Consider the following 26,505-nt stretch of genomic DNA (forward strand, 5'->3'; position numbering starts at 1 on the left):
AAGGAGTTATTTTATATCATTTATTTTCCATGGCAATTTTTGAACTTTTTACCACTACCACATGGACAATCATCGTTACGACCAACTTGATCGCCTTTAACGATTGGTTTTGGTTTCACTTTTTCTTTACCATCTTCAGCTGAAACGTGCTTCGCTTCACCAAACTCTGTTGTTTTTTCACGTTCAATATTATCTTCAACTTGTACTACAGATTTTAAAATAAATTTACAAGTATCTTCTTCGATATTTTGCATCATGATATCAAATAATTCATGACCTTCATTTTGATAGTCACGTAATGGATTTTGTTGTGCATAAGAACGTAAGTGAATACCTTGACGTAATTGATCCATTGTGTCGATATGATCAGTCCAATGGCTATCAATAGAACGAAGTAAAATCATACGCTCAAACTCATTCATTTGTTCTTCTAAGATATCTTTTTGACTTTGATATGCTGCTTCAATCTTAGCCCAAACGACTTCGAAAATATCTTCAGCATCTTTACCTTTGATATCATCCTCTGTAATGTCACCTTCTTGTAAGAAAATGTCATTAATGTAGTCGATGAATGGTTGATATTCAGGCTCGTCATCTGCTGTATTAATATAGTAATTAATACTACGTTGTAACGTTGAACGTAGCATTGCATCTACAACTTGAGAGCTGTCTTCTTCATCAATAATACTATTTCTTTCGTTATAGATAATTTCACGTTGTTTACGTAATACTTCATCGTATTCTAAGATACGTTTACGCGCGTCGAAGTTATTACCTTCTACACGTTTTTGCGCTGATTCTACAGCTCTTGATACCATTTTTGATTCAATTGGTGTAGAGTCATCTAAACCTAGTCTGCTCATCATCTTCTGTAAACGTTCAGAACCAAAACGAATCATTAATTCATCTTGTAATGATAAATAGAAGCGACTATCCCCTTTATCACCTTGACGTCCAGAACGACCACGTAACTGGTCATCAATACGACGAGATTCATGTCGTTCTGTACCTATTACTGCTAAACCGCCTAATTCCTCTACGCCTTCACCTAATTTGATATCTGTACCACGACCAGCCATGTTAGTGGCAATAGTAACGGCACCTTTTTGTCCAGCGCCTGCAACAATTTCAGCTTCACGTTCATGATTTTTCGCATTTAACACATCATGACGGATACCACGTTTTTTAAGTAAATTTGAAATATATTCAGAAGTCTCAACTGCAACAGTACCTAATAGCACTGGTTGCCCTGCCTTGTGTTTTTCAACAACATCTTCTACTACTGCATCAAATTTACCTTTTTGGCTAATGTAAATTAAATCAGACTTATCGTTACGTTGCACAGGTTTATTTGTCGGAATTTGAGTTACTGTCATGTTATAAATATTTCTAAATTCTCCTTCTTCAGTTTTAGCTGTACCTGTCATACCCGCAAGTTTATTGTACATTCTGAAATAGTTTTGGAATGTAATAGACGCCATAGTTTTAGATTCATTTTGAATTTGAACGCCTTCTTTCGCTTCAATAGCTTGGTGTAAACCTTCCGAGAAACGACGGCCTGGCATTGTACGTCCTGTAAATTGATCGACAATTAATACTTCGCCATCAACAACCATATAGTCTACGTCACGTTGTAAAGTAACGTGCGCACGTAAAGCTGTGTTGATATGACTAATAACATCAACATTTTGTACATCATATAAGTTTTCAACTTTGAACATACGTTCTGCTTTATCCGCACCTTGTTCTGTTAAATGTACGGCTTTCGTTTTTTCATCGTATTTATAATCTTCGTCCTGTTTTAACATTTTCGCAAAAACATTTGCTTGTGTATAAAGTGACGTTGACTTTTCAGCTTCACCAGAAATAATTAATGGCGTACGTGCCTCGTCAATTAAAATTGAGTCAACCTCATCAATGATTGCAAAATGTAATGGACGCATTACTCTATCTTCAGAATAATTCACCATGTTATCACGTAAGTAATCAAAACCTAGCTCATTATTAGTACTGTAAGTAATGTCTTGTGCGTATGCTTCACGTTTTTCTTCTGTCGTCTTACTGTTTAAGTTTAATCCGACAGTCAAACCTAAGAAGTTATATAACTCAGCCATTTCTTCACTTTGAACACTTGATAAGTATTCATTGACTGTAATAACGTGAACACCTCTACCAGCTAATGCATTTAAGTATGTTGGCATTGTCGCTGTTAATGTTTTACCTTCACCTGTTCTCATCTCAGCGATATCACCTTTATGAATTGCAATACCACCCATAATTTGAACTTTATATGGTGTCATATTGAATACACGTTTAGAGCCTTCTCTAACAAGTGCATATGCTTCTGGTAAAATTTTATCTAAATAATCATTTTGCTTTTTGACATTATCAATGTCAGCTAATTCTGTTTGGAATTGTTTCGTTTTATTACGAATTTCTTCATCAGTTAAAATTGCCGTTTTTTCTTCTAAAGCGATTACTTTATCAGCAAGTTTACCTAACTGTTTAATTTCTTTATTATTGCCATCAAGAATTTTTGATAAAAATCCCATTTCGTTCGCTCCTTTAGCTAAAAAACTGTTTGGCCTACAACAATATATCTTATCATTTATAGTTAGAAAATTATACTTATTTACTCATTTGTAGAATCAATATAAATATATTTATGACATACTTCATTCACATTCTGTTGTCAACAAGTTTATCACTAATAAATATATTCTCAATACGCAATTATACTTCCTAATAAATTATATTATAAATATTTTACGATTTTCGACTCGGACTATACAATAGACTGACATACTATTATTAACTTAACATTCAAATATATACATCCATTAACATTAGCATAGTCACTATGTTTCATTCAACAAATTACATTATCGAACTATGAAATAGTCAGAAATTGCTTTTGGAGTATAAAAAAGCACTTGTGCAAAAACACAAGTGCTTTAAACTTAATTTATTGTTCACTAGTTTGAATCAAGCCATATTTACCGTCTTTACGGCGGTAAACGATACTTGTTCCATCAGTTTCTCTGTCTGTGAATACAAAGAAGTCATGACCTAATAGATTCATTTGTAATACCGCTTCTTCTGAATCCATTGGTTTTAAGCTGAATTCTTTTGAACGAATAATTTCTATCTCGTTATCATCGTAAGCGTCATTATCAACTTGTGTTTCTTGCATTTCTTGTAATTCGGCAACAAACACTTCTTGATCTCCTCGATCACGGCTCTTACGATTAATACGTGTTTTATATTTTCGAACTTGTCTTTCAAGTTTATTATTAATTAAATCAATACCTGCGTATAAATCATCGTTTCGCTCTTCAGCTCTTAACGTAACATTTTTCAACGGAATTGTTACTTCAATTTTAGTAGCTGAATTTGAATAAGTTTTAACTTTAACATGCGCCACTGCATTTGGTACGTCATTAAAATAACGTTCCAACTTACCAATTTTTTCCTCAATATAGTTGCGAATAGCATCTGTGATAGTGAGGTTATCTCCATGAATTTCAAATCTAATCATAGTAATCTCTCCTTAAACCTCTTTATTGGTAACTCTTTATTATATTTTAACATTTTTACGCTATCGTGCAAACGCAAACACTTTGAATTTTCTGATATTTTTAGCATATAATTTACACCCTGCACGATGAATTGTTAATCCAGTTGTATAAATATCGTCAACGAGTAATATTTCCTTGCCGTTTAAATCTAATTCCGTATCAATAATAAATGGATTTTCATCTGCCAGACGCTCTTTCTTAGTTAAATGAGACTGTTTTGGTCTATTTGACATCTTTAAAATCTTATCAAAGCGAATCCCTTTAGCTTTTAGTACTGCTTCTACCGGGTTAAATGTTCTAGATAAATCATGTGCCGGCGAAGAAGGAATTGGCACAATATAGTCATAAGATGTTTGTGGTATTTCAATCAAATGTGCCAATAATTCACATAAATAATAGTCTTTCAAAAATTTATACTGATGTATCATCTCTTTCATTAAACCGTCATATTGAAATTGACAATATAATTGTTCCATTAAATTAAAGTGTGCCGATAGAAACTTGCAGTCTAAACAATACGCTTCATCTTGATTTAAGTGTTTTAAGCACCTTGAACATCGCCTTGCTTTAATATCAAGTTTAATATTGTCCCAATTCTCTTTGCATCTGTCACATAATCTATTAGGTTTCTTGAACAAATTATAAATGGTTATATTTTCATATAACTTAGCACCACAACTCAAACAATTATTCATCAATCCAACCTCTTTTTAATGCTAATTTGTTCATCTTTTGAATCTCTTTTTTTGCTTGAATCATATTCATACTTACTCCTTCATGAAAAAACAATACTTTTCCAGTAGGACATTCTAATTTTCGTCCAACACGTCCAGCAATTTGTATTAAAGCCTCTTGAGTATATTGATGTGCATCGATAACAACAACATCCAAATTTGCCATTGTAAATCCACGTTCTAATATTGTCGTAGTAAAAATGACATCGAAATGTCCATTCCTTAATTGTTCAACTTTTTCAAAGCGAAAAACATCCTCGCTATGGATATATGTTAATTTAGTAATTTTCTGCTTATAAACCGAAAATGTTTTAATCATTGTTTCTATATTGTTAAAAAACACCAATGTATAACGTTGATTATTAATTTGATCTTGTAAAATTCGATATAACATTTTCTGAATCTTATTATTATTAAGTTTGAAATAGCGATATTTAGGAACTGGAAGTGATTTTTTATGAAAGCGAGCTGGCAATTTAATTATATTTTCGTTGGGAATCTCTGACAGAAGTTGTTTCGGTGGTGTTGCTGTCATATAAATCGTTGCATGTTCAACTTTAGAAGATGACTTCAATGCTTGTTGTAAACTTTTATCCATTGATAAAGGAAAGGCATCGACTTCATCAATAAAAATAGTATCAAAGTGCTGTTTGAATCGGTAAAGTTGATGCACTGTGCATACAACAAAATGCCCTTCAAATTGTTGACTTGATTGCTGGTGTAGTATGTCTATATCTTCATTAAGAAATGCGTCTTTAATACGTTTACTAATTTCTACAACAACATCTACACGTGGTGACACAATAGCTATATTATCTCCCTGTCGTCTTGCATATTGAATGCCTTGAAACATCATTTCTGTCTTACCTGCACCTGTTACTGCATATAACAAAATCGTTTGTCTCATTCTAATGGCTCGAACAATATGTTCTGAGGCATAAGACTGCTGTTCCGACAATTCAAATGAGAGATGATAATATGCTTGTGATGCACTTTGCGAACTCTCTGTTATTTTATATCTTGTTACATTATCCATTCGACCCAGTGATATACAATTTCTGCAATATACAATTTTCTTGGAATGTACTGAGGAATCATACTGATAAAAATGCTTTGGATTTGTACTTTCACATTGAACACAATAATAGTTTGAATTTTGTTTGATGACACCTGTTACTTCTTTTTTAATTTTTTCATTAGTAAGTGAAGTATGAGGATGAATTAATTTCCCGTAATGTTTAATGCTTAAAACCTCATTTCAACGTAAAAAAGAGCCTAATATTATAATGATTTTCTTATATCTTTAGCATTTTGACTTTCAAATGATGAACATTTAAAGCCATGTATACGAGATATAATTTCCAATTACAATATAGACTCTTTTATTAAAATTTTATAATTATGTTAATCTTATTTTTCTGCCAACATAGCCTAAACCTAATCCACCAGAACCTAAATGTGCTGCAACAACTGGACCAAACTCAGAGTATGCTACTTGATAAGCTGAAGGACAATCATCTTGTAACTTTTTGTATAACGCTTGACCATCTTCGAAATGATCTCCATTTATGACAAATAAAGTTACTTCTTCAAAGTCTTTTACAATATCTAATACTTTCTTTTCTAATGTTTGAATGGCACGCTTTTTAGTACGAACTTTTTCTTCTGGTATAATCTTGCCATCTTCAAACTTAAGAACTGGCTTCATTTTCAATAATGTTCCAACCCATGCTTGAGCACCAGTAATTCGACCACTTTTTTGTAAATTCTTTAAGTCATCAACAATTAAATACGCACCTGTGTGTTCACGCATATTAGTTAAATCATCAATAATTTGCTGTGGTTCGTATCCTTCTTCAACCATTTCAATAGCACGTAATACATAACATCCTTCAATCATTGCTGCAAGCTTACTATCAAATGCATGTACATTAACACCTTCAACCATTTCCCCTGCTTGATAACTAGATTGATAACTTCCACTAATTCCACTTGATAAGCAAATGACAATGATATCTGTGTAACCTTGATCTTTTAACATTTCATATTTAGTAATCCATTCGCCAATTGCTGGTTGGCTTGTTGTTGGAATCGTTTGAGACGATGCCATTTTATTATAAAATTCTTCAATTGCTATTTCATTACTTTCTGTAAAGTTCTTCCCATCATCAAAAGTCACACTTAATGGCGCTATTTGAATATTATATTTATCGATTAAGTCCTGCGACAGATAACTTGTAGAATCGGTCATCACAGCAATTTTCATAGTCGTCCTCCTAAAATATACTCATAGCAATGATACAATATTTCAGTTAAAAAGAAAATGGCAATCAAACGATTTATAGTCATGTCATTTTCAGTGTATAATGAAGATTAAATAATCTTAAGCTTATGAATTAAGGAGTTATTATGACACAAAATATCATTACTGTTAAAAAAGAACACATTATTGAAAATGTGATTAGTAAATCAAGATTCATTGCTCATATCAAACCTGTTCAAAATGAAGATGAAGCTAAAGCATTTATTGCTGCAATAAAAAAAGAACATAAAGATGCCACTCATAATTGTTCTGCATATACTATTGGACCTGAAATGAATATTCAAAAAGCAAATGATGATGGTGAACCGACAGGAACTGCCGGTGTCCCAATGTTAGACATATTAAAAAAGCTCGATGTTCATAATGCGTGTGTCGTAGTAACAAGATATTTTGGTGGTATTAAATTAGGTGGTGGCGGTTTAATTCGCGCCTATAGCGGTGCTGTTAGAGACGTCATTTATGATATCGGACGTGTCGAACTACGAGAAGCAGTACCATGTATAGTAACACTGAATTATGATCAAACTGGTAAATTTGAATATGAATTAGCTTCAACTCATTTTATGTTAAGAAACCAAACTTACACTGATAAGGTAAGCTACTATATCGATGTCGTTAAAAGTGACTATGAAGCGTTTATTAACTTTTTAAATCAAATGACTGCTGGAAATTTCGATTTGACTGAAGAAACTCCAAAGCAGTTGCCTTTCGATATACCAACTGAATAAAAATAAAAAGCACTATCATAAGATGGTAAATATCAATTGCGTATTATTAAACGACAATTGAAGTACACGTTTATGGCAGTGCTTTTTTATATTTGAAATTTAATACATAAAAAATTGTAAAGAGTAAAGCCATATAATACAAATTATCCCATACAGCTATGCTTTCATTCCCTATTCCTCTTTATGAGATGACTTACGACTAATTAAATTTAATATTGGTCGGTAGTTGTTATCTATTAATCCTGTAAATTCAACAATTAATTCAATACTAAATATGATTAATACAAACATTAATACAACACCTAATGGTGGCGATACATACAAGATAATGCTCGAAAGACTAAATAAAATAGAGATTGAATAGATTAATAATACTGTTTGTCTATGTGTGTAGCCTAAAGCTAATAGTTTATGATGCAAATGCGATTTATCAGCTTGCATTATATGCTGTCCTTTTTTCACACGTCGAATCATTGCGAACAAAGTATCAATGAATGGAACTGCTAAGATAACAATTGGGAAGAACAATGCAATAATTGTAATATTTTTGAATCCGAGTAAAGAAAGGAATCCGATGATAAATCCAATCATTAAAGCCCCACTATCACCTAAAAATATTTTGGCAGGATGGAAATTGTAAAATAAAAACCCAATTAAAGAGCCTAATAAAACACAACAAATCATCGTTATGAAAATATTAGCTTGTAAAATTGCAATGAATCCTATTGTAATGAGTCCTATTGCAGAAACACCCGACGCCAAACCATCGAGTCCATCAATTAAGTTAATTGCATTTGTAATAGCAACAATCCAAATCACAGTAATTGGAATACTAAGAAATCCAAAATGAATCGTTGTACCCATAGGCAACGAAATAAAATCAATAGTCACACCATAAAAAGCAACTACTAAGGCAGCGGCAATTTGACCAGCCAATTTTATATACGGTTTCAAATCGTAGATATCATCTACAAGCCCAAGTACGTACATAATAATCGCACCAATAATAAGTGGTTTGATTTCTGTTTCAATAGGATGACCAATCCAAATACCTATTAAAAATGAAAAGAGAATCACTGTACCACCCATAACCGAAATAGGTTTAGTGTGTACTTTTCTAAAATTTGGTTTATCAACTAAATTTAATCTTTTCGATATTGCAATAACAATTGGTGTTATCGTCAAACTGACAATCATTGTTACTGCAACTAGTAATAATGTAACCATTTATTCACCTTCATCGATATTAATTGTTTTTAACGTTATATTTATTTAATATTGTCTTTATAGAATGATATATCTATTTTCTACGTATATCTTATAGCTTTATTATAAATTAATTCGCTCAATCAATGATATCATATTTACAACTATACGATTCATTTCTTATATATCGCCTATTATTCATTTTTTCATCATATCATTTAAGGCAACATTTTAACATCAAAGTCTATATCATACATTAATTTTATATGTAAACTAATGACAAATTGTAAGTTTTCACTTACAATAGCTAGTGGTCAATTAAAGGAGTCGATTCAGACATGTTCGAAGCATTTATATACAATATATCTGTTATAGTCGCTGGAATCTATTTATTCCATCGCTTACAGTATTCAGAAAACAAACGTATGGTTTTTTCTAAGGCTTATGTCACTGTTTTAATGACAATCGTATCATTATTATTATCTGTCTACCCTATCCCTTATCGTGAAGATTATTTAATTCACTTAACATTCGTTCCTTTATTGTTTTTAGGTAGATTTACAAATATGGTCTATACATTATCTGCCACAGTAATTGTAGCAATTGTTGAAATTGTAGTATTTAACAACTCGATTATGTACGGTGTTACGTTGATTGTTATTGCCGCAGTAACAAGTGCTATTGGACCATTTTTAAAACAAAATGATGTGCTATCATTATTAATACTTAATGTTGTTACAATAATCATTTTATTTGGTGTCGCATTAGTGAGTCCTATTTACACACTATCGGAAGTTATCATTTTAATACCAATTTCATTAATTATCACTTTAGCTTCAGCGATAACATTTGTCGATATTTGGCATTTCTTCTCACTCGTAAATCGTTATGAAAACGAAGATAAATATGATTACTTAACAGGCTTAGGTAATGTAAAAGAATTTGATAGACATTTAAATGAAATTTCACGAAAAGCTGAAAAAGAACATCAAAGTATCGCATTATTATTAATCGATATCGATGGATTTAAAGATGTCAATGATACCTACTCACACAAATCAGGTGATGCTGTGTTAAAACAAATGTCTCAATTACTTAAAAACTATGTGCCGAATCAATTTAAAATTTTTAGAAATGGTGGCGAAGAGTTCTCAGTTGTCATTCACAACTATTCACTTGATCAAAGTGTTAAATTAGCTGAAAATATTCGTTCAGGTGTTGAAAAATCATCATTCCATTTACCAAACAAAGAAGTTATTAAATTGTCAGTGTCTATCGGTGTTGGTTATCTAACAGATGATGATCCAAAATCACAGCGTAAAGTGTTTAAAGATGCAGACGATATGGTGCATGTAGCCAAAAATCAAGGGCGAAACAAAGTAATGTTTAACCCTATTATCAATTTATAACAACGACAAAACTGTTAATCCTTTGCTATTATTAAATCATAGTATAATAGCAAAGATTAACAGTTTTTCTTATTTAAATTTGAACCATACAAGTTCATCATACTAACACAAAGTCTCACTATTGAAAGTTGCAACAACAAGTTGTAAACTTCAATTGTTCAAATAAATAACACATTTCATTGGAGGTGAATTGATATGCCGGATTCAATCACAATTATAGATGAAAACAAAGTGATTGATGTTGTATTAATTGCAGGTAGAATTTTACTTGAATCAGGTGCTGAAACATATCGAGTTGAAGATACAATGAACCGTATCGCACATAGTTATGGTCTTCATAATACATATAGTTTTGTCAGTTCAACTGCAATTATTTTTTCATTAAACGATCGTACAAGTACAAGATTAATTCGTGTACAAGAGCGTACAACAGATTTAGAGAAAATCGCTTTAACGAATAGTCTTTCACGTAAAATATCAAATAAAGAACTCACAATTGATGAAGCTAAATCTGAATTTATTCATTTACAGCATGCATCATTACAATATTCTTTTTTAACGAATTTCTTTGCAGCTGCCATTGCATGTGGCTTCTTCCTATTTATGTTTGGTGGTGTTGCATCAGATTGTTGGATTGCAGTCATTGCTGGTGGATCCGCATTTTTAACATTCAGCTTTGTACAACGCTATATACAAATTAAATTTTTCTCAGAGTTTGTTGCAGCCGCTGTGGTCATATCCATTGCAGCCACATTTACTAAATTAGGTATTGCAACCAATCAAGATATCATTACTATAGCCAGTGTCATGCCACTTGTCCCTGGTATATTAATTACCAATGCCATTCGAGATTTATTAGCGGGTGAATTACTTGCAGGTATGTCTCGCGGTGTTGAAGCTGCATTAACAGCATTCGCAATCGGTGCTGGTGTCGCAATCGTTTTATTAATCATTTAAGGAAGGACTGTTAAAGCATGCTATTTTATTTATTTCATTTTACAATCAGCTTTATATCAACAGTACTTTTCTCTATCATTTTCAATGCACCCAAACGCCTCTTAGTAGCATGTGGATTTGTAGGTGCCATTGCATGGACGATTTACCAATTAACGGTAGATTTAGAGTTTGGAAAAGTTGGCGCTTCATTTTTGGGAAGCTTAATTTTAGGCTTAATGAGTCATACTATGAGTCGCAGATATAAACGACCGGTAATTATATTCATAGTGCCAGGCATTATACCATTAGTACCTGGTGGTGCAGCTTATCAAGCGACTCGTTTTTTAGTATCGAATGATTATACAAGTGCTGTAAATACATTTTTAGAAGTTACACTGATTTCAGGTGCGATTGCTTTCGGTATATTAGTTTCTGAAATTCTATATTACCTGTACACACGTATCAAACAGCTATATGGTAAAATCAAAGGTAAGACATATAAAAAATCTTACAACATGAATAATAGAGTTTAAGGGGTCGAATATAATGAAGAACCAATTGATAGATAGATTAACAAGATATACGACAATTGATACGCAATCTGATCCAAAATCTACAACAACACCTTCAACTGAAAAGCAATGGGATTTGTTACATTTATTAGAAAAAGAATTACAACAATTAGGATTGCCAACTGATTTAGATGAAAATGGCTACTTATTTGCTACATTAGAAAGTAACATCGATGCAGACGTCCCAACAGTTGGATTTATGGCGCATGTTGATACATCACCTGATTTCAATGCTTCAAATGTTAAACCGCAAATTATTGAAAACTATGATGGTAAGCCATACAAACTAGGCAATACTAAACGTGTCTTAGATCCTAAAGTATTTCCAGAACTTAACAGTTTTGTTGGTCATACATTAATGGTAACTGATGGTACATCGTTACTAGGTGCAGACGATAAAGCGGGTATTGTGGAAATTATGGAAGCTATCTGTTATTTACAAGAACATCCAGAAATTAAACATGGTACCATTCGCATTGGATTTACACCAGACGAAGAAATCGGTCGTGGTCCACATAAATTTGATGTTGACCGCTTCAATGCTGATTTTGCTTATACTATGGATGGTAGTCAATATGGAGAATTACAATATGAAAGCTTTAACGCTGCTGAAGCGGTTATTACATGCCACGGTGTGAATGTTCATCCTGGTTCAGCTAAAAATGCAATGGTAAACGCAATACGTTTAGGTGAACAATTCGATAGTTTGCTACCTGATAGTGAAGTTCCGGAGCGAACAGAAGGATACGAAGGCTTTTATCACTTAATGAACTTTGAAGGAACTGTTGAAAAAGCAACTTTGCAATACATTATTCGTGATCATGATAAAAAACAATTCGAATTGCGTAAGAAACGTATTTTAGAAATACGTGACGATATCAATGCCCATTTTGAAAATTATCCAGTTAAAGTTGATATATCGGATCAATATTTCAATATGGCAGAAAAAATATTACCATTGCCTCATATTATTGATATACCTAAACGTGTCTTTGCTAAATTAGATATTCCAGCAAACACTGAACCTATTCGTGGTGGTACAGATGGTTCACAATTGTCATTTATGGGATTACCAACTCCAAACATCTTTACAGGTTGCGGTAACTTCCACGGCCCATATGAATATGCATCCATTGATGTTATGGAAAAAGCAGTACAAGTAATCATTGGAATTGTAGAAGATATCGCTGAAAATCACTAAAAACAAACGATTATATACTAGTTCAACTCAGGCTTAATTAATAAAAAAAATCACGCTAACATTCAGTGCAATGATAGCGTGATTTTTCATATTTTTTACGTATACTTTCGATCTTCTAATTTGTTTTGCTAACCATCATAAATGTTATTAACCATCATGACAGCATCACCAATTTAGTCCTTCTTTACTAAACCTCAACATTAAAATGTGTTTTCAACAGTTTTAAAGACTGAACAGTATAATGCCTAATTTGTAATCCCATTTTAAAGTCAGTATAAGTTTCCGGCATATCGATAAATGTATTAAACATTGCTGTAACCCCTTGTGATTCAAATAAATCAAACTTTTCAGCAGTTGCACAAATTGCAATGGCAACCTTTTGATGTTTATGACAAAGTTCTGCAATACGCAATGTTGTCGTTTCTAGCAACTGATCATTTTCATTTAATCCTTCTCCAAAAATAATTAAATCCGCTTGTTCAACTAAATTTTCTAAATGTGTTAGTTGGTCTACTAATGCATGACTGGTTAATATTTCAGCTTGATACAGTCCATTCAAGACTGCTGCAATTCCACCACCAGCACCACCACGTTCAACTGGACCAATTGCAATTTTCAATTCACTTTTAAATAACTCACTAAAATACCAAATTAAATTATCGATTTCTGCTGCTTGATTATGATTCAACTGATGCGCATCATGAGTTTGCATGATTTCACTTTGCTTACCATATAATCGACTTGAAAAATCCGACATTACTTGAATTCTTGCTGTTTCCATTTTAGGGTGTAAGTTCGACATATCCATACGACGAATATATTTAATTACACCAGCACCTTGTCTCATATCTACGACACGTCCTTCGTCATCATAGAATTGAGCACCTAATGCTTGTAACATACCTGCACCAGCATCAAAACTATCAATCCCACCTAATGAAATTACAACATGTTTTGCGTCGTTATCTAATGCATGGTTAATCATTTCTCCTAAACCATAACTTGTTCGTTCAACAATTGGCTTTTTACCTTTTAAAAATAAATTCCCCTCGATAACGGTCATCCCTGTATCAGTTTGTCCGTAAACACCTTCAACTTCATTCATATCTGCGTCATGTACTGGTATACGATACTTTTGCCCAGATTGCCATAAAAATACAGAATCTAATAATTCATGTCTTCCATTAAACAATGGTACTTGAACTACATCTGCAGTTTCAATTTGGCTTGCAACTGCCTCTTCAACATATCTATTAGCTTGATAACTCGAAATAATTCCATGAAACTCATCCATGGCTACTAATACTTTCATAACCTTGACCACCTTACTTTATTATTTGTTGTGATACGTTTTTTATTCATAAAAGATTAATCTTAAATTTCAGATTTTATCTCGTGATTATATGCGAACATTTAACATGACATGATTATTAATTATCCCAGTAAATAACAATATGCTTCTTCTGGTTTAGCATATATTTCCTATTAAACTAACTTACAAATCATGTTTAAATTTTTTTATCGGATTCGTCGTTTTCCAAAATATTTTCAATAAAAATACTCGAATACATTATACATATGTTTGTAAAAAAGTACTAACTTAACTGCTTCTAAAGGTTATATAAAATAAAAGGTCAGAACATCATTATAGCCAAACTACTCTGATTCACACGAATTTAAGTTGTGCTATTCACGTCTAGTAGTGTAAGGCAATATGTTCCAACCCTATAGTTTCATTATTCTTCTGCTTGTGCTAATGACGACACATTAATATCACCGTGGTCTCGATTCCAAACCATTTCACCATTTACAAAATAAAATGCTTGAGGTGATTCATGTTTAACGTTCGTTTTTTTAGCAATATAATCTGACAAATCGCGTTCTTGTTGGACAATCAAATAATAACCGTCCATATCGCGTTCATATAAAAATTTATTAAATTGATCGTACGCATTTGCCGATATTGGACAAGTTTCACTATGTTTTAATACAAAAACATATTTATTTTCCTCAATAACCTGTTCAAATTGGTCAATTGAACTTAGCTTTATAGCCACTCTATTCACCTCTAAAAATATTTATCACATTTAAATAGCATCTGCGTGACATTTTTATACATATAGTTAATATCAATGTTTACCATTATACACATAGTAAGTTGACATGTTAACCATAAATTCAAAATTTTTAACTTTGAAAAATGATTATAGTTATTTTTCTTCTAATTTTTCAAGCTTTTTTTCAAAGGCTTTATCGCCGTGAGTTATATCTATACCCTTTTTCGGCAACTTGTCTACATCGACTTTTGATAACTTCTCACTAACCTTTATTGTTTCAATACGTGTATTATAATAGTTCTGCAGACTGTAATACATTTCTATTGCGTTTTTCCTTGCATTATTAACATGCTTATCACTAATATTAGTTTGGTTAATATCGGTAATTTGTTTTTCAATCATTGGCATAATGTGATTTTTAATCGCGCCTTTTACTTCATTTTCTTTACTATCATCTAGGTTCTTTTTCGCAGTATCTCTTAACGCTTTATTATTATGTTCTAATTTTGTCGTAAGATTAGCTGCTTCACTTTTATTATCAGCTAATTTAATTTCTGATTCAACTTTGTATCTATTTTTTTCAAATTGTTTCGTATAATCTAAAATGTCTTCGTTATACTTGATAGATTGATTACATAAACCTATGAATTTTTTTAATTGATATATCGCATCCTTCTTCTCATTTGCAAGCGCCATATATTCTTTTTTTAATTGCTTAACTTTCATTGTATCATCAGGCAAATTTTTTGCTGACTTATAATATGCTTCAAATTTAGGTATGAGATGGTTTTTAACATCTTCTTGTAGTGCCTTAAATTCTTTACTATTTTTATCAGTTGTATCAGTTTTACTTAGATGATCAATTTCTTTCAAATGTATATTATCCATGACATGCTGTAATTCTTTTTGTTTTTGCTCAACATCTTTAAATTGCTTAGTAAATTGATGTTGTGCCTCTTTTTCTTTATTACCACAAGCACTTATTACTACAAATAAAATCGCTAAAACAGCGATAATAACAATTTTTTTCATGATTGCACTCCTTAACAGATTCATTATACAAAAACATGTTTATTATGAAAATGAATTATGTTATAGTATTCCAGACTTTATCGTGATTAAATTAATTTTCAATATCAAAGGAGTTTATCATGTATTCAAATGTTCAACCATTCATTAATAGTGATTTAACTAATTGTTTTCAATCACAATACACTGAAATTGAATCATTATTATTCAACCTCTTAGACAGCCCAGTAAAATATACAAAACATATTGGCGGTACGCATCATTTTAAATATTCAACAGAGCCAATTTTAGATATTTTAGTAGGTGTAGAAAATTTGCATGATATTACATCCTTAGATGAAAAACGCTTAAATTATGTAGGGTTTTATCGTTTGCATCATAAATATAATAAAAAGGTTATGATGGCGAAGTTTAACAATTTTCATGAACTAAAACAACAGGTGCGTCTACATATCATTCAAATGAATACCCAAACATTTGAATCTTATCTTGCACTTGATTATCTCTTATCAACTAATGATGATATTGCTTTGCAATTCAATACAAAAAAGCACCAAATATTGCAACATAGCTTAACAATTAGACAATATGAGATGCAAAAGCAACAATACTTTGAAAAACTATGTAAAAAATACTTATAACGACAATAATGCCGTATTTTATAATTATACTAATTCTAATACTTTCTTTTCAATTTTCGCAAATGAATTTTAAAATTGGTATAATACTATATGATATTAAAGACATGAGAAAGGATGTACTGAGAAGTGATAAATAAAGACATCTATCAAGCTTTACAACAACTTATCCCAAATGAAAAAATTAAAGTTGATGAACCTTTAAAACGATACACTTATACTAAAACAGGTGGTAATGCCGACTTTTATATTACCCCTACTAAAAATGAAGAAGTACAAGCAGTTGTTAAATATGCCTATCAAAATGAGATTCCTGTTACATATTTAGGAAATGGCTCAAATATTATTATCCGTGAAGGTGGTATTCGTGGCATTGTAATTAGTTTATTATCACTAGATCATATCGAAGTATCTGATGATGCGATAATAGCCGGTAGCGGCGCTGCAATTATTGATGTCTCACGTGTTGCTCGTGATTACGCACTTACTGGCCTTGAATTTGCATGTGGTATTCCAGGTTCAATTGGTGGTGCAGTGTATATGAATGCTGGCGCTTATGGTGGCGAAGTTAAAGATTGTATAGACTATGCACTTTGCGTAAACGAACAAGGCTCGTTAATTAAACTTACAACAAAAGAATTAGAGTTAGATTATCGTAATAGCATTATTCAAAAAGAACACTTAGTTGTATTAGAAGCTGCATTTACTTTAGCTCCTGGTAAAATGACTGAAATACAAGCTAAAATGGATGATTTAACAGAACGTAGAGAATCTAAACAACCTTTAGAGTATCCTTCATGTGGTAGTGTATTCCAAAGACCGCCTGGTCATTTTGCAGGTAAATTGATACAAGATTCTAATTTGCAAGGTCACCGTATTGGAGGCGTTGAAGTTTCAACTAAACACGCTGGTTTTATGGTAAATGTAGACAATGGAACTGCTACAGATTATGAAAACCTTATTCATTATGTACAAAAGACCGTCAAAGAAAAATTTGGCATTGAATTAAATCGTGAAGTTCGTATTATTGGTGAACATCCAAAGGAATCATAAGTTAAGGAGCTTTGTCTATGCCTAAAGTTTATGGTTCATTAATCGATACTGAAACACGCTGTCGCCATTATTTTACCGAAGAAGATATTATTGCTATTAAATTTAAATGTTGTAATAAATACTATCCATGCTATAAGTGCCATAATGAGTTTGAAAAGCACGCCATTAAGCGTTGGTCTGAGCCTTCATTTAACGAAAAAGCAATCTTATGCGGTGTATGCAAACACGAATTAACAATCAATGAATATATGATGGTTGAGCGTTGTCCTAATTGCCAATCTCGATTTAACAATCGCTGCAAATATCACTATCATATTTATTTTGAAATTTAAACAACATAGCCAAAACATTATAGGAAGTGAGACAGACATGATAAAGCACCACTTCTGTATAATTCCTTTTTGAAATTCTCTATGTTTGGAGCCCACTGGTATTGAAATGAGCTTGTTACAAGAACATGTTCATTCAACCAACGACTGACAACAGAACATTTTAGAGTTTAGGACATTGATTAACGTCCCAGATTTCCTTTTTTAAAGAAAAGAGGGAAACAATGATTAAGACCTTTAACCATTGTTCCCCTCTTTTAAAATTATTTTACAACTTTATCAAGTTCCTCAATTTGTTTAATTGTAGTTGTAGTTGATCCAGCTGCAAAGTACCATAATTTAGGATCTAAATTATAAACTTTGTCTTCTTTAATTGCTTTAACATTTTTTAATACCGGATTATTTAATGCTTGTTTCGCAGTTGATTTACCACTTACCGCTTGACCTCTATCCATCGCTAAAATAACATCTGGATTTTCTTTATTAACATATTCGTTAGAAACATTTTGTCCATGATTGCTATTACTTACTTTTTTATCAACTGCATTGAATCCTAATGTATCGTAAACTAATCCACCAAAACGACCTTTAGGTCCAAATGTTGATAATTCACCTTCGTTAACTAGTAAATACATAACAGTTTTATTGAAGTTTTTCGTTTTATCTTTCATTGAAGCAATTTTATTATCTAAATCTTTATTTAATTCTTTAGCTTTGACTTCTTTGTCGTAGATTTTACCGATATTTTCAGTGTTTTGTTTCATTGAACCAATTAAGTTCTTTTCATCTGCACCAACATAAACAATTTTCGCTTTAGGTGCAGCTTTTTTGAATTCATCTAAATTCTTTTGATTAGCTGTACGTCCAGAGATAAAGATTACTTCGGGTTTCGTCGCAGCAATTTTATCAAAATTCACTTCTTTTAAATTACCAACGTTTGTATATTTATCATCTTTAAATGATTCTAAGAAATTCGGTAATGACTTACCGCCTTCCCCTTTAGGTAATGCTTTTACTTTGTCTGATAAGCCCATTTCTTTCATTACATCTAATGCGCCATAGTCTAACACAACTGCATTTTCAGGATTTTTTGGTACTTCAACAGTTTCTTTAACTTTTTTAGCGTCACTACCATCTTTTTTCTCGCCACGCATTTTATAGTTATTTTCAATTTTCACTGTATCTTTAGAACCTTTAGTCTCTGATTTTGATTGTTCTTTATCAGAATTGTTACCGCATGCCGCTAATAAAAACATTACTGCTAATACTAAATATAAGACTGTTTTCTTCATAATATAATATTCTCCTCTTTTGGCTTAATCTGTGTGCTTGATGTGAAATATAAATAAATGCTTTACGTTTAACCCTTCTTTAATTGGCGCATCACCCCTTTAAAGTGTCTCCAAATTATCAATCCTTAAAATATAAACAAATCCTTTGATTTCTTATATGTTCAATTTGAATATCCATGTCATATAAATCACTTAAAACATTACTTTGAATGACATTATCTTTCAAATCTGATTTAACTAGTTGTCCGTTTTTCAATGCTACAATCTGATCTGAATAACAGGACGCAAAGTTAATATCATGTAATACAATGACAATCGCTTTATTCATTTTATGCGCTAACATTTTTAACGTTTGCATAATTTGAACAGCATGCTTCATATCTAAATTATTTAATGGTTCATCTAGCAAAATATATTCAGTATCTTGTGCTATTGTCATTGCAATATATGCACGCTGACGTTGTCCACCAGATAATGACTTAATATTACGATTTCTGATATCTTGTAGTTGCAACAAATCTAGCGCATCATTGACAATATCATGATCCTCTTTCGTCAAACGACCTTTAGAATAAGGGAATCGTCCAAAGTTTACCAACTGCTCTACCGTAATATTCATTTCAGTATGGTTTGTTTGTTTTAATATAGATATTTTTTTCGACAAGTCATTATTTTTATAATCAGACATGAGCCGTCCATCTATTTTCACTTCACCGTTATCAAAACGAATTAACCTACAAATCGCTGAAAGTAAAGTACTCTTACCCGCACCATTAGGTCCAATTAAAGAAGTCAATTTACCTTTTTCGATATCTATGCTAATATCTTCCAATATCATTTGATTATTTATAGTTTTAGTTAAATTTCCAACTTGAATCATTGCGCATTTCTCCTTCTAACTAATAGATAAATGAAATAACTTCCACCAATCAAATCAATAAGTATACTCATTTCTGTCGTAGCTTCAAACACATTTTCAACTACCCATTGCGCACTAAATAAACTAATCCAACTCAAGCAAATTGTCGCAATTAAAATATACTTATGTTCATACGTCTTCATTAGTTCATGCGCTAGATTTACAGTTAATAAACCTAAAAATGTAATTGGTCCTACTAATGCAGTTGACACAGAAACTAAAACTGAGACTATTACAAGTAGAATTCGCGTTAATTTTTCATACGATATCCCCAGATTAATTGCTTCAGCACGACCTAAAAGCAATACATCTAAATAAGGCAATAGTAAAATTGTAATGACTAATAATATTACTAATAGCACTGCTGAGAATGTAACTAAATTCGAATTAGATGCATTAAAATTTGCAAACATACTACTTTGTATCGCCAAAAATGACTCAGGATCCATAATCAATTGAATAAAACCTGTAATACTTCTAAAAAATGTTCCTAAAAGGACACCAATAAGTAAGATAAAATAAATTGAAAAATGTCCAATTTTAAAGATACCTTGGAATAGGATTAGTGCGAATAACACCATCGTTATAAGTGTTAATATAAAGTTCAAATATACATTAGTAACCCATACCGATTGAATTCCAAATAAAAAGACTGGCAATACTTTGATAAATAAATAAACTGCATCTAATCCCATTATTGATGGTGTCAATAGACGGTTATTTGTAATCGCTTGAAAAATCACCACTGAAGTTGCAATGGCAGCACCTACTAAAATAATTAATATGAACTTTCTTAAACGACTTGAAAATTGATATTCAAATATTTCAAAATCAATACCTACAAATAAGTACAGCATACTAATTAATAACGTTACTGCAATTAAAAGCATTATTTTTTTATTATTGTTGCGCATAATTTTTCCTACCTTTCATAAGCAAGATAAGGAAAATGATTGTTCCAAATACACCTATTGTTAAACCAATATTTATTTCATATGGATAAACAACAATTCTGCCAACTATATCAGAAAATAATACAAAGATGGCACCTAACATCATCGTATGAGGGATAGCATTTTTCAAATGATCACCTCTATAAATTGAAATAATATTTGGTATTACTAGTCCTAAGAACGGTAATGTTCCAACAGTCACCACTACCAATGCTGTAATAGTTGCAGTAATAAACAATGCGATGTTAATTAATTTTTCGTAACTCAAACCTAAATTATTAGTAAAGTCTTTACCCATTCCTACAATCGTGAAATGATTAGCAAAAAGATATGTCAATGCTAAAAGAGGAATACTTAAATATAAAATTTCATAGCGTCCACTTGTGATAATGGCAAAGTTCCCGTTAAGCCAATTACCAATGCTTTGAACAGCATTCGTGCGCAATGAGATGAAGGTTGTGAAACTTGCAACAATCCCACCCATCATAATTCCTAGAAGCGGTACAAAAATGACATCTTTCACTTTTATAAAATCAATGATTTTAACAAATAAAAACGTACCGCAAATACTACAAATAACAGCAAATACTAGTTTTAATAAAATATGACCGGTTGGAAAGAACAATAAAGCAATTAAAATACCTAGTTTAGCCCATTCCATCGTTCCAGCTGTAGTCGGACTAACAAACTTATTTTGCATCATTTGTTGCATTATCAAGCCTGCTAAAGCCAACGAACTTCCAGCAATTAAAATACTCATCGTCCTTGGTATTCGGCTTGAGAATAAAATATTCCGCTGTGACTCAGTTAAATGTAGTAAATCTTTAATTGATAGTTCACTCACACCTATGAACAACGAAATAATTGTCAACAATATTAGTAATAGAAGCAAAATATTTCCCTTTAATAAATACTTCATTACAAATTTTTCTCCCTTTAAATTAATGATAATCATTATCATTGATAATATTTCTCATTAATAGTAGCGTTTTTTTACCCTAATTTCAATAGCCTTTCAAATAATTTAGTGTCAATTTTATTGATATTTGCAATTAAACTGAAATTTAATTTTTCAGAATGCGTATTTTGTTTACTTAAAGTAAAATAGAACACCCTTTTGTAATGCAATATCTTGTATACTTTCTAGCCTCATTGACATCATTAAATGCCATTTTTACTTTTTCAAAATGTGCATACGTTTTTAAGCATAGAGAAAAGACCTTCAACATGTCGGAAGCGAATGTCATCGCTTTGCCCTTTCATGTGAAGGTCTTTTTAATTTTTATTATTATTTGTTGTCAAATACAAAGTCATCATCTTGTAATGCTTCTACGTTTAATGCTAATACATAACCATCACCTTTTACTGAGAAGAAGTCATGGTTTTTAGTTGTTGTATCTAAGGCATTCTCAATGATTGGGTTAAATTCACGTTCCTCAAAATAAGGTTCAAAGCCTAAGTTTGAAAGTGCTTTGTTTCCATTATATTTAACATAGTTTAGCACATCTTCAGTGATTCCAAGATCATCGTATAACATTTTTGTGTATGACTCTTCATTTAAATACAAGTCATTTAGCAATTTATACATTTCTTGGTCTGCTTTTTGTTTCTCACTTTCAGATAGTTCATTTCGTAAATGCTGTGCATCTAAACCGGTAAATACACCATGAATAGATTCATCTAAAAGAATTTTACGAATGATTTCACCTGATGTCGTCATTTTTCCTTGACCAGCTAGATATAGTGGATAATAGAAACCTGAGAAGAATAAGAATGTTTCTAAAAATACACTCGTAACTCTGGCCATATATTGGTCGTATATCGAAGCTTCTTTACCCCAAAGTTTGTGATAATTAGCAACAATTTTATCAGATTTATATTTTAAATGAGGTTCCTCTAAAACCCATTCATCTAATAAGTAGTTTGTTTCACTAGATGGTAATAGTGTTGTGAAAATATGTGAATAGCTTTTCGCGTGTATTTGCTCCATCATCGCCATAAATGAATAAACGGCTTTTTTCCTTAAGTCAGTCGTATGTAGCATAACTAAAGGCATGCCATCATCTGCTTGATGTGTATCTAAGCCTGTTAAACCAGCTAATGCTTTTTTAAATGTGTCTTGTTCAGCTTCAGATAAAGTCTTCCAACTTGCAATGTCTTTTGATACTTTAAATTCTGTTTCAACCCACATTTGAGATATATTTTGTCTCCAAAACATATTCGTCATATCTTCTTGTGTGTTCCAATTAACAGCTATCATGAATATAATTTCCTCCTGTAATGTTACTCAATAATTGACAAATACAGACATAGCAGTCTAATCATCTGCTAATTCAGACCAGATGATTAGCTGTTTGTCATTTTCAACATTTAATTGTTAGATAGAACAACTTGTACATTCTTCTACACTTAATAATTTATTTCTAGTATAGTAAAGTGATTTTAATCCTTTATAGTGCGCATATACATATAATCTTGCTAACTCACGTGTAGAAATTTCAGAATTAACATAAAGTATCGTTGAGATACCTTGGTCAATATGCGTTTGAATTGTCGCTATTAAATCGATTAATTTCATCTGATCAGTATTGAATGCTGATTTGTAGTACCACATTGTTTGTGGTGATAAGAATGGCATAGGGTAAAATGTTTCCGCATTACCATAAGTACGACGTTCAATTTGGTCAACGATTGGCATTACAGAACTTGTAGCATTTTGAACATAAGAAATACTTTGTGTTGGAGCAATTGCTAATCTATATGCATGATATAAACCATATTGTTCAACATCTTGTTGTAGTTTCTTCCAATCCTCAGAAGTAGGAATAGCCATACCGTCGAATAATTCACGTACTTTTTCGAATTGAGGTTCAAATTCTTGAGTTGTATAGAACTCGAAATATTTACCATTAGCATAATCAGACTTTTCAAAGTCTTGATATTTGATACCACGCTCTTTAGCGATTTCCATTGAACGTTCGATTGAGTAGAAATTCATCATCATAAAGAAGATATTTGCAAAATCTTTTGCTTCTTCTGACTCATAACCAATTTTATTTTTTGCTAGGTAACCGTGTAAATTCATGACACCAAGACCAACTGAATGTAATTCACTGTTAGCTTTTCTAACTCCTGGTGCATTTTGAATATTCGCTACATCACTCACAACAGTTAATGCGTCCATACCAGAGTGAACTGAATCTCTGAATTTTCCGCTTTCCATCACATTAACAATATTTAATGAGCCCAAGTTACAAGAAATATCACGTTTAATTTCGTCTTCAATACCATAGTCATTAATAATTGAAGTTTCTTGTAGTTGGAAAATTTCCGTACATAAGTTACTCATTTTAATTTGTCCAATGTTTGAATTCGGATGCACTCTGTTAGCATTATCTTTAAACATTAAATATGGATAACCTGATTGTAATTGTGTTTGCGCAATTAAATTCAACATTTCACGAGCATTCTTTTTCTTTTTCTCAACATTTGGGTTTGCAACCATGTCATCATAATATTTTTCTAAATCGATATCGTCTAATGTCACACCATATTCTTCTTTAACTGTATGAGGTGCAAACATATAAAAGTCCTTACCTTCTTTAGCTAAATCGAAGAATTTAGATGGAACAATTAAACCAGTTGATATTGTAGATAAACGTAAATCTTCATCCGCATTTACTTTTTTAGTATCTAAAAATTCTTCTACATCATAATGGAAGATATTTAAGTACACTGCACCAGCACCAGGGCGTTGACCAAGTTGATCTGCATAGCTAAAGCCACCTTCAAGTGACTTAGCAATAGGTAAAACGCCTTTCGCTACGCCTTTAATTCCTTTAATTGCTTCACCACGTGCACGCAATTTAGATAAGTTAATTGCAACGCCGCCCCCAATTTTACTTAATTGTTTTGCAGTTGAATCAATAAAGTTAATTGAATTTAAGCTGTCATCCACTTCTAATAAGAAACATGACACTAGCTCACCACGACGCGCACGGCCTGCGTTTAAAAATGTTGGTGTCGCTGGTTGATATCTTTGTTCAACCATAGCAGAAATAAATTGTTTAGCTTGTGCTTTATTACCATTTGCTAGGTATAAAGCAACAATGGCAACGTGTTGATTATAGTCTTCTAAGTATTGACTTTTATCATTTGTTTTCAAAGCGTAATCTTTGAAAAATTTACTAGCTGACATATAACTTGCAAAATTAAACGGGATTGATTTTGCATAATCAGTGATTTCAATTAGATCCGCTTCACTATAAATATCAAACACATTGAAATAAAAATCGTTGTCTACTAAATAACGTAAACGTTCGATTTCAGTATCGAAGAAGATTGTTTTGTCTTTTACTTCTTCTAAATAAGCTACTAAAGCTTCTTGGTCTTTTTCTAAACTAAAGAATCCATCTTCTCTTCGTTTAGTGACCTCATTATTTAATTCAATATGATTGTACTTTTTCTCTTCCATGGTTTTCATTAAAATTACCCACCTTGTTCTTAAATTCAATAACGTCTTTGTTTTTTCCATGTAACTCAAACTTCATTAATAAAGGGACATTATACTCTTCTGATATCGTGCGACCCGCTTTTGCGAAATTTAGTCCCCAATTTCGATTACCGCTAGCTGCCACACCTCTGATGTATTGATGATTAACTTCTAAAAAAGATTGAACGGGTTCTGGTACTTCTCCAAATCCAATAGTGCCAGTAACGATAATAAACGGTTCATTAACTGGTTCCATACAATTTTCTGCTGTAATCTCAAGTGTATTTTCAAGTTCTGTTCTCTTAATAAAACGACGGACATTTCCAGTAAATGAAAAATATATTATTTTCATTGGATCACCTTCTTTCTTCAACCCTTTTAAATAAAGTAGTCATTACAATTAAAAAATGCTTTAACAACATGGTTACTATGGTTATCTCAGCATTGTATTAACTATAATGAAGCTACTTATTTTCTCAAATGTAAACCAATTGCATAGATTTATATTTGAGAAAATAGTAGCTTATATGGGTTGAATGTATAAAAATCACTATATGTAGTGTTTACATCATTGGATATCTTCCATTTGCTCAGTACATTTTCTAAAAATATGACTATTAATTGATAATAACTATTAAATTTCTGTGTTAAATTACTTTTAAATGTAATTTCTTCATAAATAAAGCATTTGCATACAAAACACAAGATATTGTGTCTTTTTCGTTTCACCAACACTATATTATGTGTTTCATTATACATAAGACACACTATGATTTAAAGTGCCATTTTCTAATCGAATGTTCGTAAAACGTTCCAACTAGGCACCAATACTAAATTAGAAAAACTTGAACAAATTTAAAAAATTTTTTTAGTAGATATCACTTGATTTTTTTAAATCTGTGTCAATCTCAATTGTATCAACAGAAATCAAGAAAAAGCTTATTAGCTTGATACTGAATTGATATTTGTTTTATGTAATAACACAAACATTCATAAAAGTGTAATGCCCTATTATTCCGACAAATAAACACAGAACGTTTGTTCGGTACAGTCTAT

The 26,505-nt window shown here is 31.7% G+C and carries 25 protein-coding genes; 8 read left to right on the forward strand and 17 right to left on the reverse strand.

Features of this window, described 5'->3' with window-relative positions:
- Positions 1-20 precede the first annotated feature (20 nt).
- The 5 genes from secA to fakB1 all read right to left on the reverse strand — a co-directional run bounded on the left by secA (position 21) and on the right by fakB1 (position 6,578).
- Positions 21-2,552 carry a preprotein translocase subunit SecA gene (secA, locus tag JV528_RS08045; protein WP_204177172.1) on the reverse strand — a complete coding sequence of 844 codons (2,532 nt, stop codon included), beginning with the start codon at positions 2,550-2,552 and terminating at the stop codon, positions 21-23.
- Between the two features lie 413 nt (positions 2,553-2,965).
- Positions 2,966-3,538: a ribosome hibernation-promoting factor, HPF/YfiA family gene (gene hpf, locus JV528_RS08050; RefSeq protein ID WP_000617735.1), complete on the reverse strand. Its 573-nt coding sequence runs from the start codon at positions 3,536-3,538 to the stop codon at positions 2,966-2,968.
- Between the two features lie 60 nt (positions 3,539-3,598).
- On the reverse strand, positions 3,599-4,273 hold the full coding sequence (locus JV528_RS08055) for a ComF family protein (protein ID WP_001057965.1): 675 nt from the start codon (positions 4,271-4,273) through the stop codon (positions 3,599-3,601).
- A complete protein-coding gene (locus tag JV528_RS08060; protein WP_014532585.1) occupies positions 4,266-5,348 on the reverse strand; it encodes an ATP-dependent helicase ComFA in 1,083 nt (360 codons plus the stop codon). The genes JV528_RS08055 and JV528_RS08060 overlap by 8 nt, the downstream gene beginning before the upstream one ends.
- 363 nt (positions 5,349-5,711) lie before the next feature.
- Entirely contained in the window at positions 5,712-6,578 is an 867-nt protein-coding gene (gene fakB1 / locus JV528_RS08065; protein ID WP_000686340.1) for a fatty acid kinase binding subunit FakB1, read from the reverse strand.
- Positions 6,579-6,721: 143 nt separating this feature from the next.
- Between fakB1 and JV528_RS08070 the strand changes: the two genes are divergently transcribed.
- On the forward strand, positions 6,722-7,363 hold the full coding sequence (locus JV528_RS08070; protein ID WP_000192947.1) for a YigZ family protein: 642 nt from the start codon (positions 6,722-6,724) through the stop codon (positions 7,361-7,363).
- Between the two features lie 171 nt (positions 7,364-7,534).
- Here the strand turns inward: JV528_RS08070 and JV528_RS08075 are convergent, their stop codons facing one another.
- Entirely contained in the window at positions 7,535-8,590 is a 1,056-nt protein-coding gene (locus tag JV528_RS08075) for a glycosyltransferase family 4 protein (protein WP_000258151.1), read from the reverse strand.
- Between the two features lie 317 nt (positions 8,591-8,907).
- Between JV528_RS08075 and gdpS the strand changes: the two genes are divergently transcribed.
- The 4 genes from gdpS to pepT all read left to right on the forward strand — a co-directional run bounded on the left by gdpS (position 8,908) and on the right by pepT (position 12,687).
- Positions 8,908-9,978, forward strand: coding sequence for a GGDEF domain-containing protein GdpS (gene gdpS / locus JV528_RS08080; protein WP_000460983.1), 1,071 nt, complete (start codon positions 8,908-8,910; stop codon positions 9,976-9,978).
- Between the two features lie 195 nt (positions 9,979-10,173).
- Positions 10,174-10,935: a threonine/serine exporter family protein gene (locus tag JV528_RS08085; protein ID WP_001113406.1), complete on the forward strand. Its 762-nt coding sequence runs from the start codon at positions 10,174-10,176 to the stop codon at positions 10,933-10,935.
- A gap of 17 nt (positions 10,936-10,952) precedes the next feature.
- Positions 10,953-11,447 (forward strand): threonine/serine exporter family protein, encoded by a 495-nt coding sequence (locus tag JV528_RS08090; protein WP_000899890.1) that lies wholly within the window; start codon positions 10,953-10,955, stop codon positions 11,445-11,447.
- A 13-nt stretch (positions 11,448-11,460) separates the two neighbouring features.
- Positions 11,461-12,687, forward strand: a complete 1,227-nt coding sequence (gene pepT, locus JV528_RS08095) for a peptidase T (RefSeq protein ID WP_204254818.1) — start codon at positions 11,461-11,463, stop codon at positions 12,685-12,687.
- Between the two features lie 187 nt (positions 12,688-12,874).
- Here the strand turns inward: pepT and JV528_RS08100 are convergent, their stop codons facing one another.
- The 3 genes from JV528_RS08100 to JV528_RS08110 all read right to left on the reverse strand — a co-directional run bounded on the left by JV528_RS08100 (position 12,875) and on the right by JV528_RS08110 (position 15,776).
- Entirely contained in the window at positions 12,875-13,999 is a 1,125-nt protein-coding gene (locus JV528_RS08100; protein ID WP_000866748.1) for a glycerate kinase, read from the reverse strand.
- A 424-nt stretch (positions 14,000-14,423) separates the two neighbouring features.
- Positions 14,424-14,744: a bacillithiol system redox-active protein YtxJ gene (ytxJ, locus tag JV528_RS08105; protein ID WP_000985617.1), complete on the reverse strand. Its 321-nt coding sequence runs from the start codon at positions 14,742-14,744 to the stop codon at positions 14,424-14,426.
- 153 nt (positions 14,745-14,897) lie between these two features.
- Positions 14,898-15,776: an EMYY motif lipoprotein gene (locus JV528_RS08110; RefSeq protein WP_000724895.1), complete on the reverse strand. Its 879-nt coding sequence runs from the start codon at positions 15,774-15,776 to the stop codon at positions 14,898-14,900.
- A 119-nt stretch (positions 15,777-15,895) separates the two neighbouring features.
- On the opposite strand from JV528_RS08110, the gene JV528_RS08115 reads away from it, so the two are divergent.
- From JV528_RS08115 to JV528_RS08125, 3 genes are all read left to right on the forward strand, one after another.
- Positions 15,896-16,414, forward strand: a complete 519-nt coding sequence (locus JV528_RS08115) for a GrpB family protein (RefSeq protein ID WP_000287202.1) — start codon at positions 15,896-15,898, stop codon at positions 16,412-16,414.
- Between the two features lie 126 nt (positions 16,415-16,540).
- Positions 16,541-17,464, forward strand: a complete 924-nt coding sequence (gene murB / locus JV528_RS08120) for a UDP-N-acetylmuramate dehydrogenase (protein ID WP_000608440.1) — start codon at positions 16,541-16,543, stop codon at positions 17,462-17,464.
- 17 nt (positions 17,465-17,481) lie between these two features.
- The gene (locus tag JV528_RS08125) at positions 17,482-17,796 is read left to right on the forward strand and encodes a CHY zinc finger protein (protein WP_001127269.1); all 315 of its coding nucleotides are present in this window, start codon (positions 17,482-17,484) and stop codon (positions 17,794-17,796) included.
- Between the two features lie 260 nt (positions 17,797-18,056).
- Here JV528_RS08125 and JV528_RS08130 read toward each other — a convergent pair whose 3' ends face one another.
- The 8 genes from JV528_RS08130 to nrdI all read right to left on the reverse strand — a co-directional run bounded on the left by JV528_RS08130 (position 18,057) and on the right by nrdI (position 25,801).
- Positions 18,057-19,085, reverse strand: coding sequence for a ferrated catecholamine ABC transporter substrate-binding lipoprotein SstD (locus JV528_RS08130; RefSeq protein ID WP_000754440.1), 1,029 nt, complete (start codon positions 19,083-19,085; stop codon positions 18,057-18,059).
- A 118-nt stretch (positions 19,086-19,203) separates the two neighbouring features.
- Positions 19,204-19,965, reverse strand: a complete 762-nt coding sequence (locus tag JV528_RS08135; protein WP_000616871.1) for an iron ABC transporter ATP-binding protein — start codon at positions 19,963-19,965, stop codon at positions 19,204-19,206.
- Positions 19,962-20,918 carry an iron chelate uptake ABC transporter family permease subunit gene (locus JV528_RS08140; protein WP_001245577.1) on the reverse strand — a complete coding sequence of 319 codons (957 nt, stop codon included), beginning with the start codon at positions 20,916-20,918 and terminating at the stop codon, positions 19,962-19,964. Before JV528_RS08140 ends, JV528_RS08135 begins: the two co-directional genes overlap by 4 nt.
- On the reverse strand, positions 20,905-21,876 hold the full coding sequence (locus tag JV528_RS08145; protein ID WP_000876318.1) for an ABC transporter permease: 972 nt from the start codon (positions 21,874-21,876) through the stop codon (positions 20,905-20,907). Before JV528_RS08145 ends, JV528_RS08140 begins: the two co-directional genes overlap by 14 nt.
- A gap of 74 nt (positions 21,877-21,950) precedes the next feature.
- The gene (locus JV528_RS08150; RefSeq protein WP_014532584.1) at positions 21,951-22,070 is read right to left on the reverse strand and encodes a hypothetical protein; all 120 of its coding nucleotides are present in this window, start codon (positions 22,068-22,070) and stop codon (positions 21,951-21,953) included.
- Positions 22,071-22,245: 175 nt separating this feature from the next.
- Positions 22,246-23,217: a class 1b ribonucleoside-diphosphate reductase subunit beta gene (gene nrdF, locus JV528_RS08155; protein ID WP_000562498.1), complete on the reverse strand. Its 972-nt coding sequence runs from the start codon at positions 23,215-23,217 to the stop codon at positions 22,246-22,248.
- A gap of 117 nt (positions 23,218-23,334) precedes the next feature.
- Complete coding sequence (gene nrdE, locus JV528_RS08160) at positions 23,335-25,440, reverse strand: class 1b ribonucleoside-diphosphate reductase subunit alpha (protein WP_000855505.1); 2,106 nt, start codon at positions 25,438-25,440, stop codon at positions 23,335-23,337.
- A complete protein-coding gene (gene nrdI / locus JV528_RS08165) occupies positions 25,403-25,801 on the reverse strand; it encodes a class Ib ribonucleoside-diphosphate reductase assembly flavoprotein NrdI (RefSeq protein WP_000692523.1) in 399 nt (132 codons plus the stop codon). The genes nrdE and nrdI overlap by 38 nt, the downstream gene beginning before the upstream one ends.
- Positions 25,802-26,505: the final 704 nt, after the last annotated feature.

The organism is Staphylococcus sp. GDB20D11A, from assembly GCF_016893255.1.
GTDB classification, from domain to species: domain Bacteria; phylum Bacillota; class Bacilli; order Staphylococcales; family Staphylococcaceae; genus Staphylococcus; species Staphylococcus aureus.

What these genes read in the sequence shown, in the direction of transcription:
- secA (WP_204177172.1), bottom strand. Translation starts at nt 2,552, where the DNA reads ATGGGATTTTTATCAAAAATTCTTGATGGCAATAATAAAGAAATTAAA.
- hpf (WP_000617735.1), bottom strand. Translation starts at nt 3,538, where the DNA reads ATGATTAGATTTGAAATTCATGGAGATAACCTCACTATCACAGATGCT.
- JV528_RS08055 (WP_001057965.1), bottom strand. Translation starts at nt 4,273, where the DNA reads ATGAATAATTGTTTGAGTTGTGGTGCTAAGTTATATGAAAATATAACC.
- JV528_RS08060 (WP_014532585.1), bottom strand. Translation starts at nt 5,348, where the DNA reads ATGGATAATGTAACAAGATATAAAATAACAGAGAGTTCGCAAAGTGCA.
- fakB1 (WP_000686340.1), bottom strand. Translation starts at nt 6,578, where the DNA reads ATGAAAATTGCTGTGATGACCGATTCTACAAGTTATCTGTCGCAGGAC.
- JV528_RS08070 (WP_000192947.1), top strand. Translation starts at nt 6,722, where the DNA reads ATGACACAAAATATCATTACTGTTAAAAAAGAACACATTATTGAAAAT.
- JV528_RS08075 (WP_000258151.1), bottom strand. Translation starts at nt 8,590, where the DNA reads ATGGTTACATTATTACTAGTTGCAGTAACAATGATTGTCAGTTTGACG.
- gdpS (WP_000460983.1), top strand. Translation starts at nt 8,908, where the DNA reads ATGTTCGAAGCATTTATATACAATATATCTGTTATAGTCGCTGGAATC.
- JV528_RS08085 (WP_001113406.1), top strand. Translation starts at nt 10,174, where the DNA reads ATGCCGGATTCAATCACAATTATAGATGAAAACAAAGTGATTGATGTT.
- JV528_RS08090 (WP_000899890.1), top strand. Translation starts at nt 10,953, where the DNA reads ATGCTATTTTATTTATTTCATTTTACAATCAGCTTTATATCAACAGTA.
- pepT (WP_204254818.1), top strand. Translation starts at nt 11,461, where the DNA reads ATGAAGAACCAATTGATAGATAGATTAACAAGATATACGACAATTGAT.
- JV528_RS08100 (WP_000866748.1), bottom strand. Translation starts at nt 13,999, where the DNA reads ATGAAAGTATTAGTAGCCATGGATGAGTTTCATGGAATTATTTCGAGT.
- JV528_RS08110 (WP_000724895.1), bottom strand. Translation starts at nt 15,776, where the DNA reads ATGAAAAAAATTGTTATTATCGCTGTTTTAGCGATTTTATTTGTAGTA.
- JV528_RS08115 (WP_000287202.1), top strand. Translation starts at nt 15,896, where the DNA reads ATGTATTCAAATGTTCAACCATTCATTAATAGTGATTTAACTAATTGT.
- JV528_RS08125 (WP_001127269.1), top strand. Translation starts at nt 17,482, where the DNA reads ATGCCTAAAGTTTATGGTTCATTAATCGATACTGAAACACGCTGTCGC.
- JV528_RS08130 (WP_000754440.1), bottom strand. Translation starts at nt 19,085, where the DNA reads ATGAAGAAAACAGTCTTATATTTAGTATTAGCAGTAATGTTTTTATTA.
- JV528_RS08135 (WP_000616871.1), bottom strand. Translation starts at nt 19,965, where the DNA reads ATGATTCAAGTTGGAAATTTAACTAAAACTATAAATAATCAAATGATA.
- JV528_RS08140 (WP_001245577.1), bottom strand. Translation starts at nt 20,918, where the DNA reads ATGCGCAACAATAATAAAAAAATAATGCTTTTAATTGCAGTAACGTTA.
- JV528_RS08145 (WP_000876318.1), bottom strand. Translation starts at nt 21,876, where the DNA reads ATGAAGTATTTATTAAAGGGAAATATTTTGCTTCTATTACTAATATTG.
- nrdF (WP_000562498.1), bottom strand. Translation starts at nt 23,217, where the DNA reads ATGATAGCTGTTAATTGGAACACACAAGAAGATATGACGAATATGTTT.
- nrdE (WP_000855505.1), bottom strand. Translation starts at nt 25,440, where the DNA reads ATGAAAACCATGGAAGAGAAAAAGTACAATCATATTGAATTAAATAAT.
- nrdI (WP_000692523.1), bottom strand. Translation starts at nt 25,801, where the DNA reads ATGAAAATAATATATTTTTCATTTACTGGAAATGTCCGTCGTTTTATT.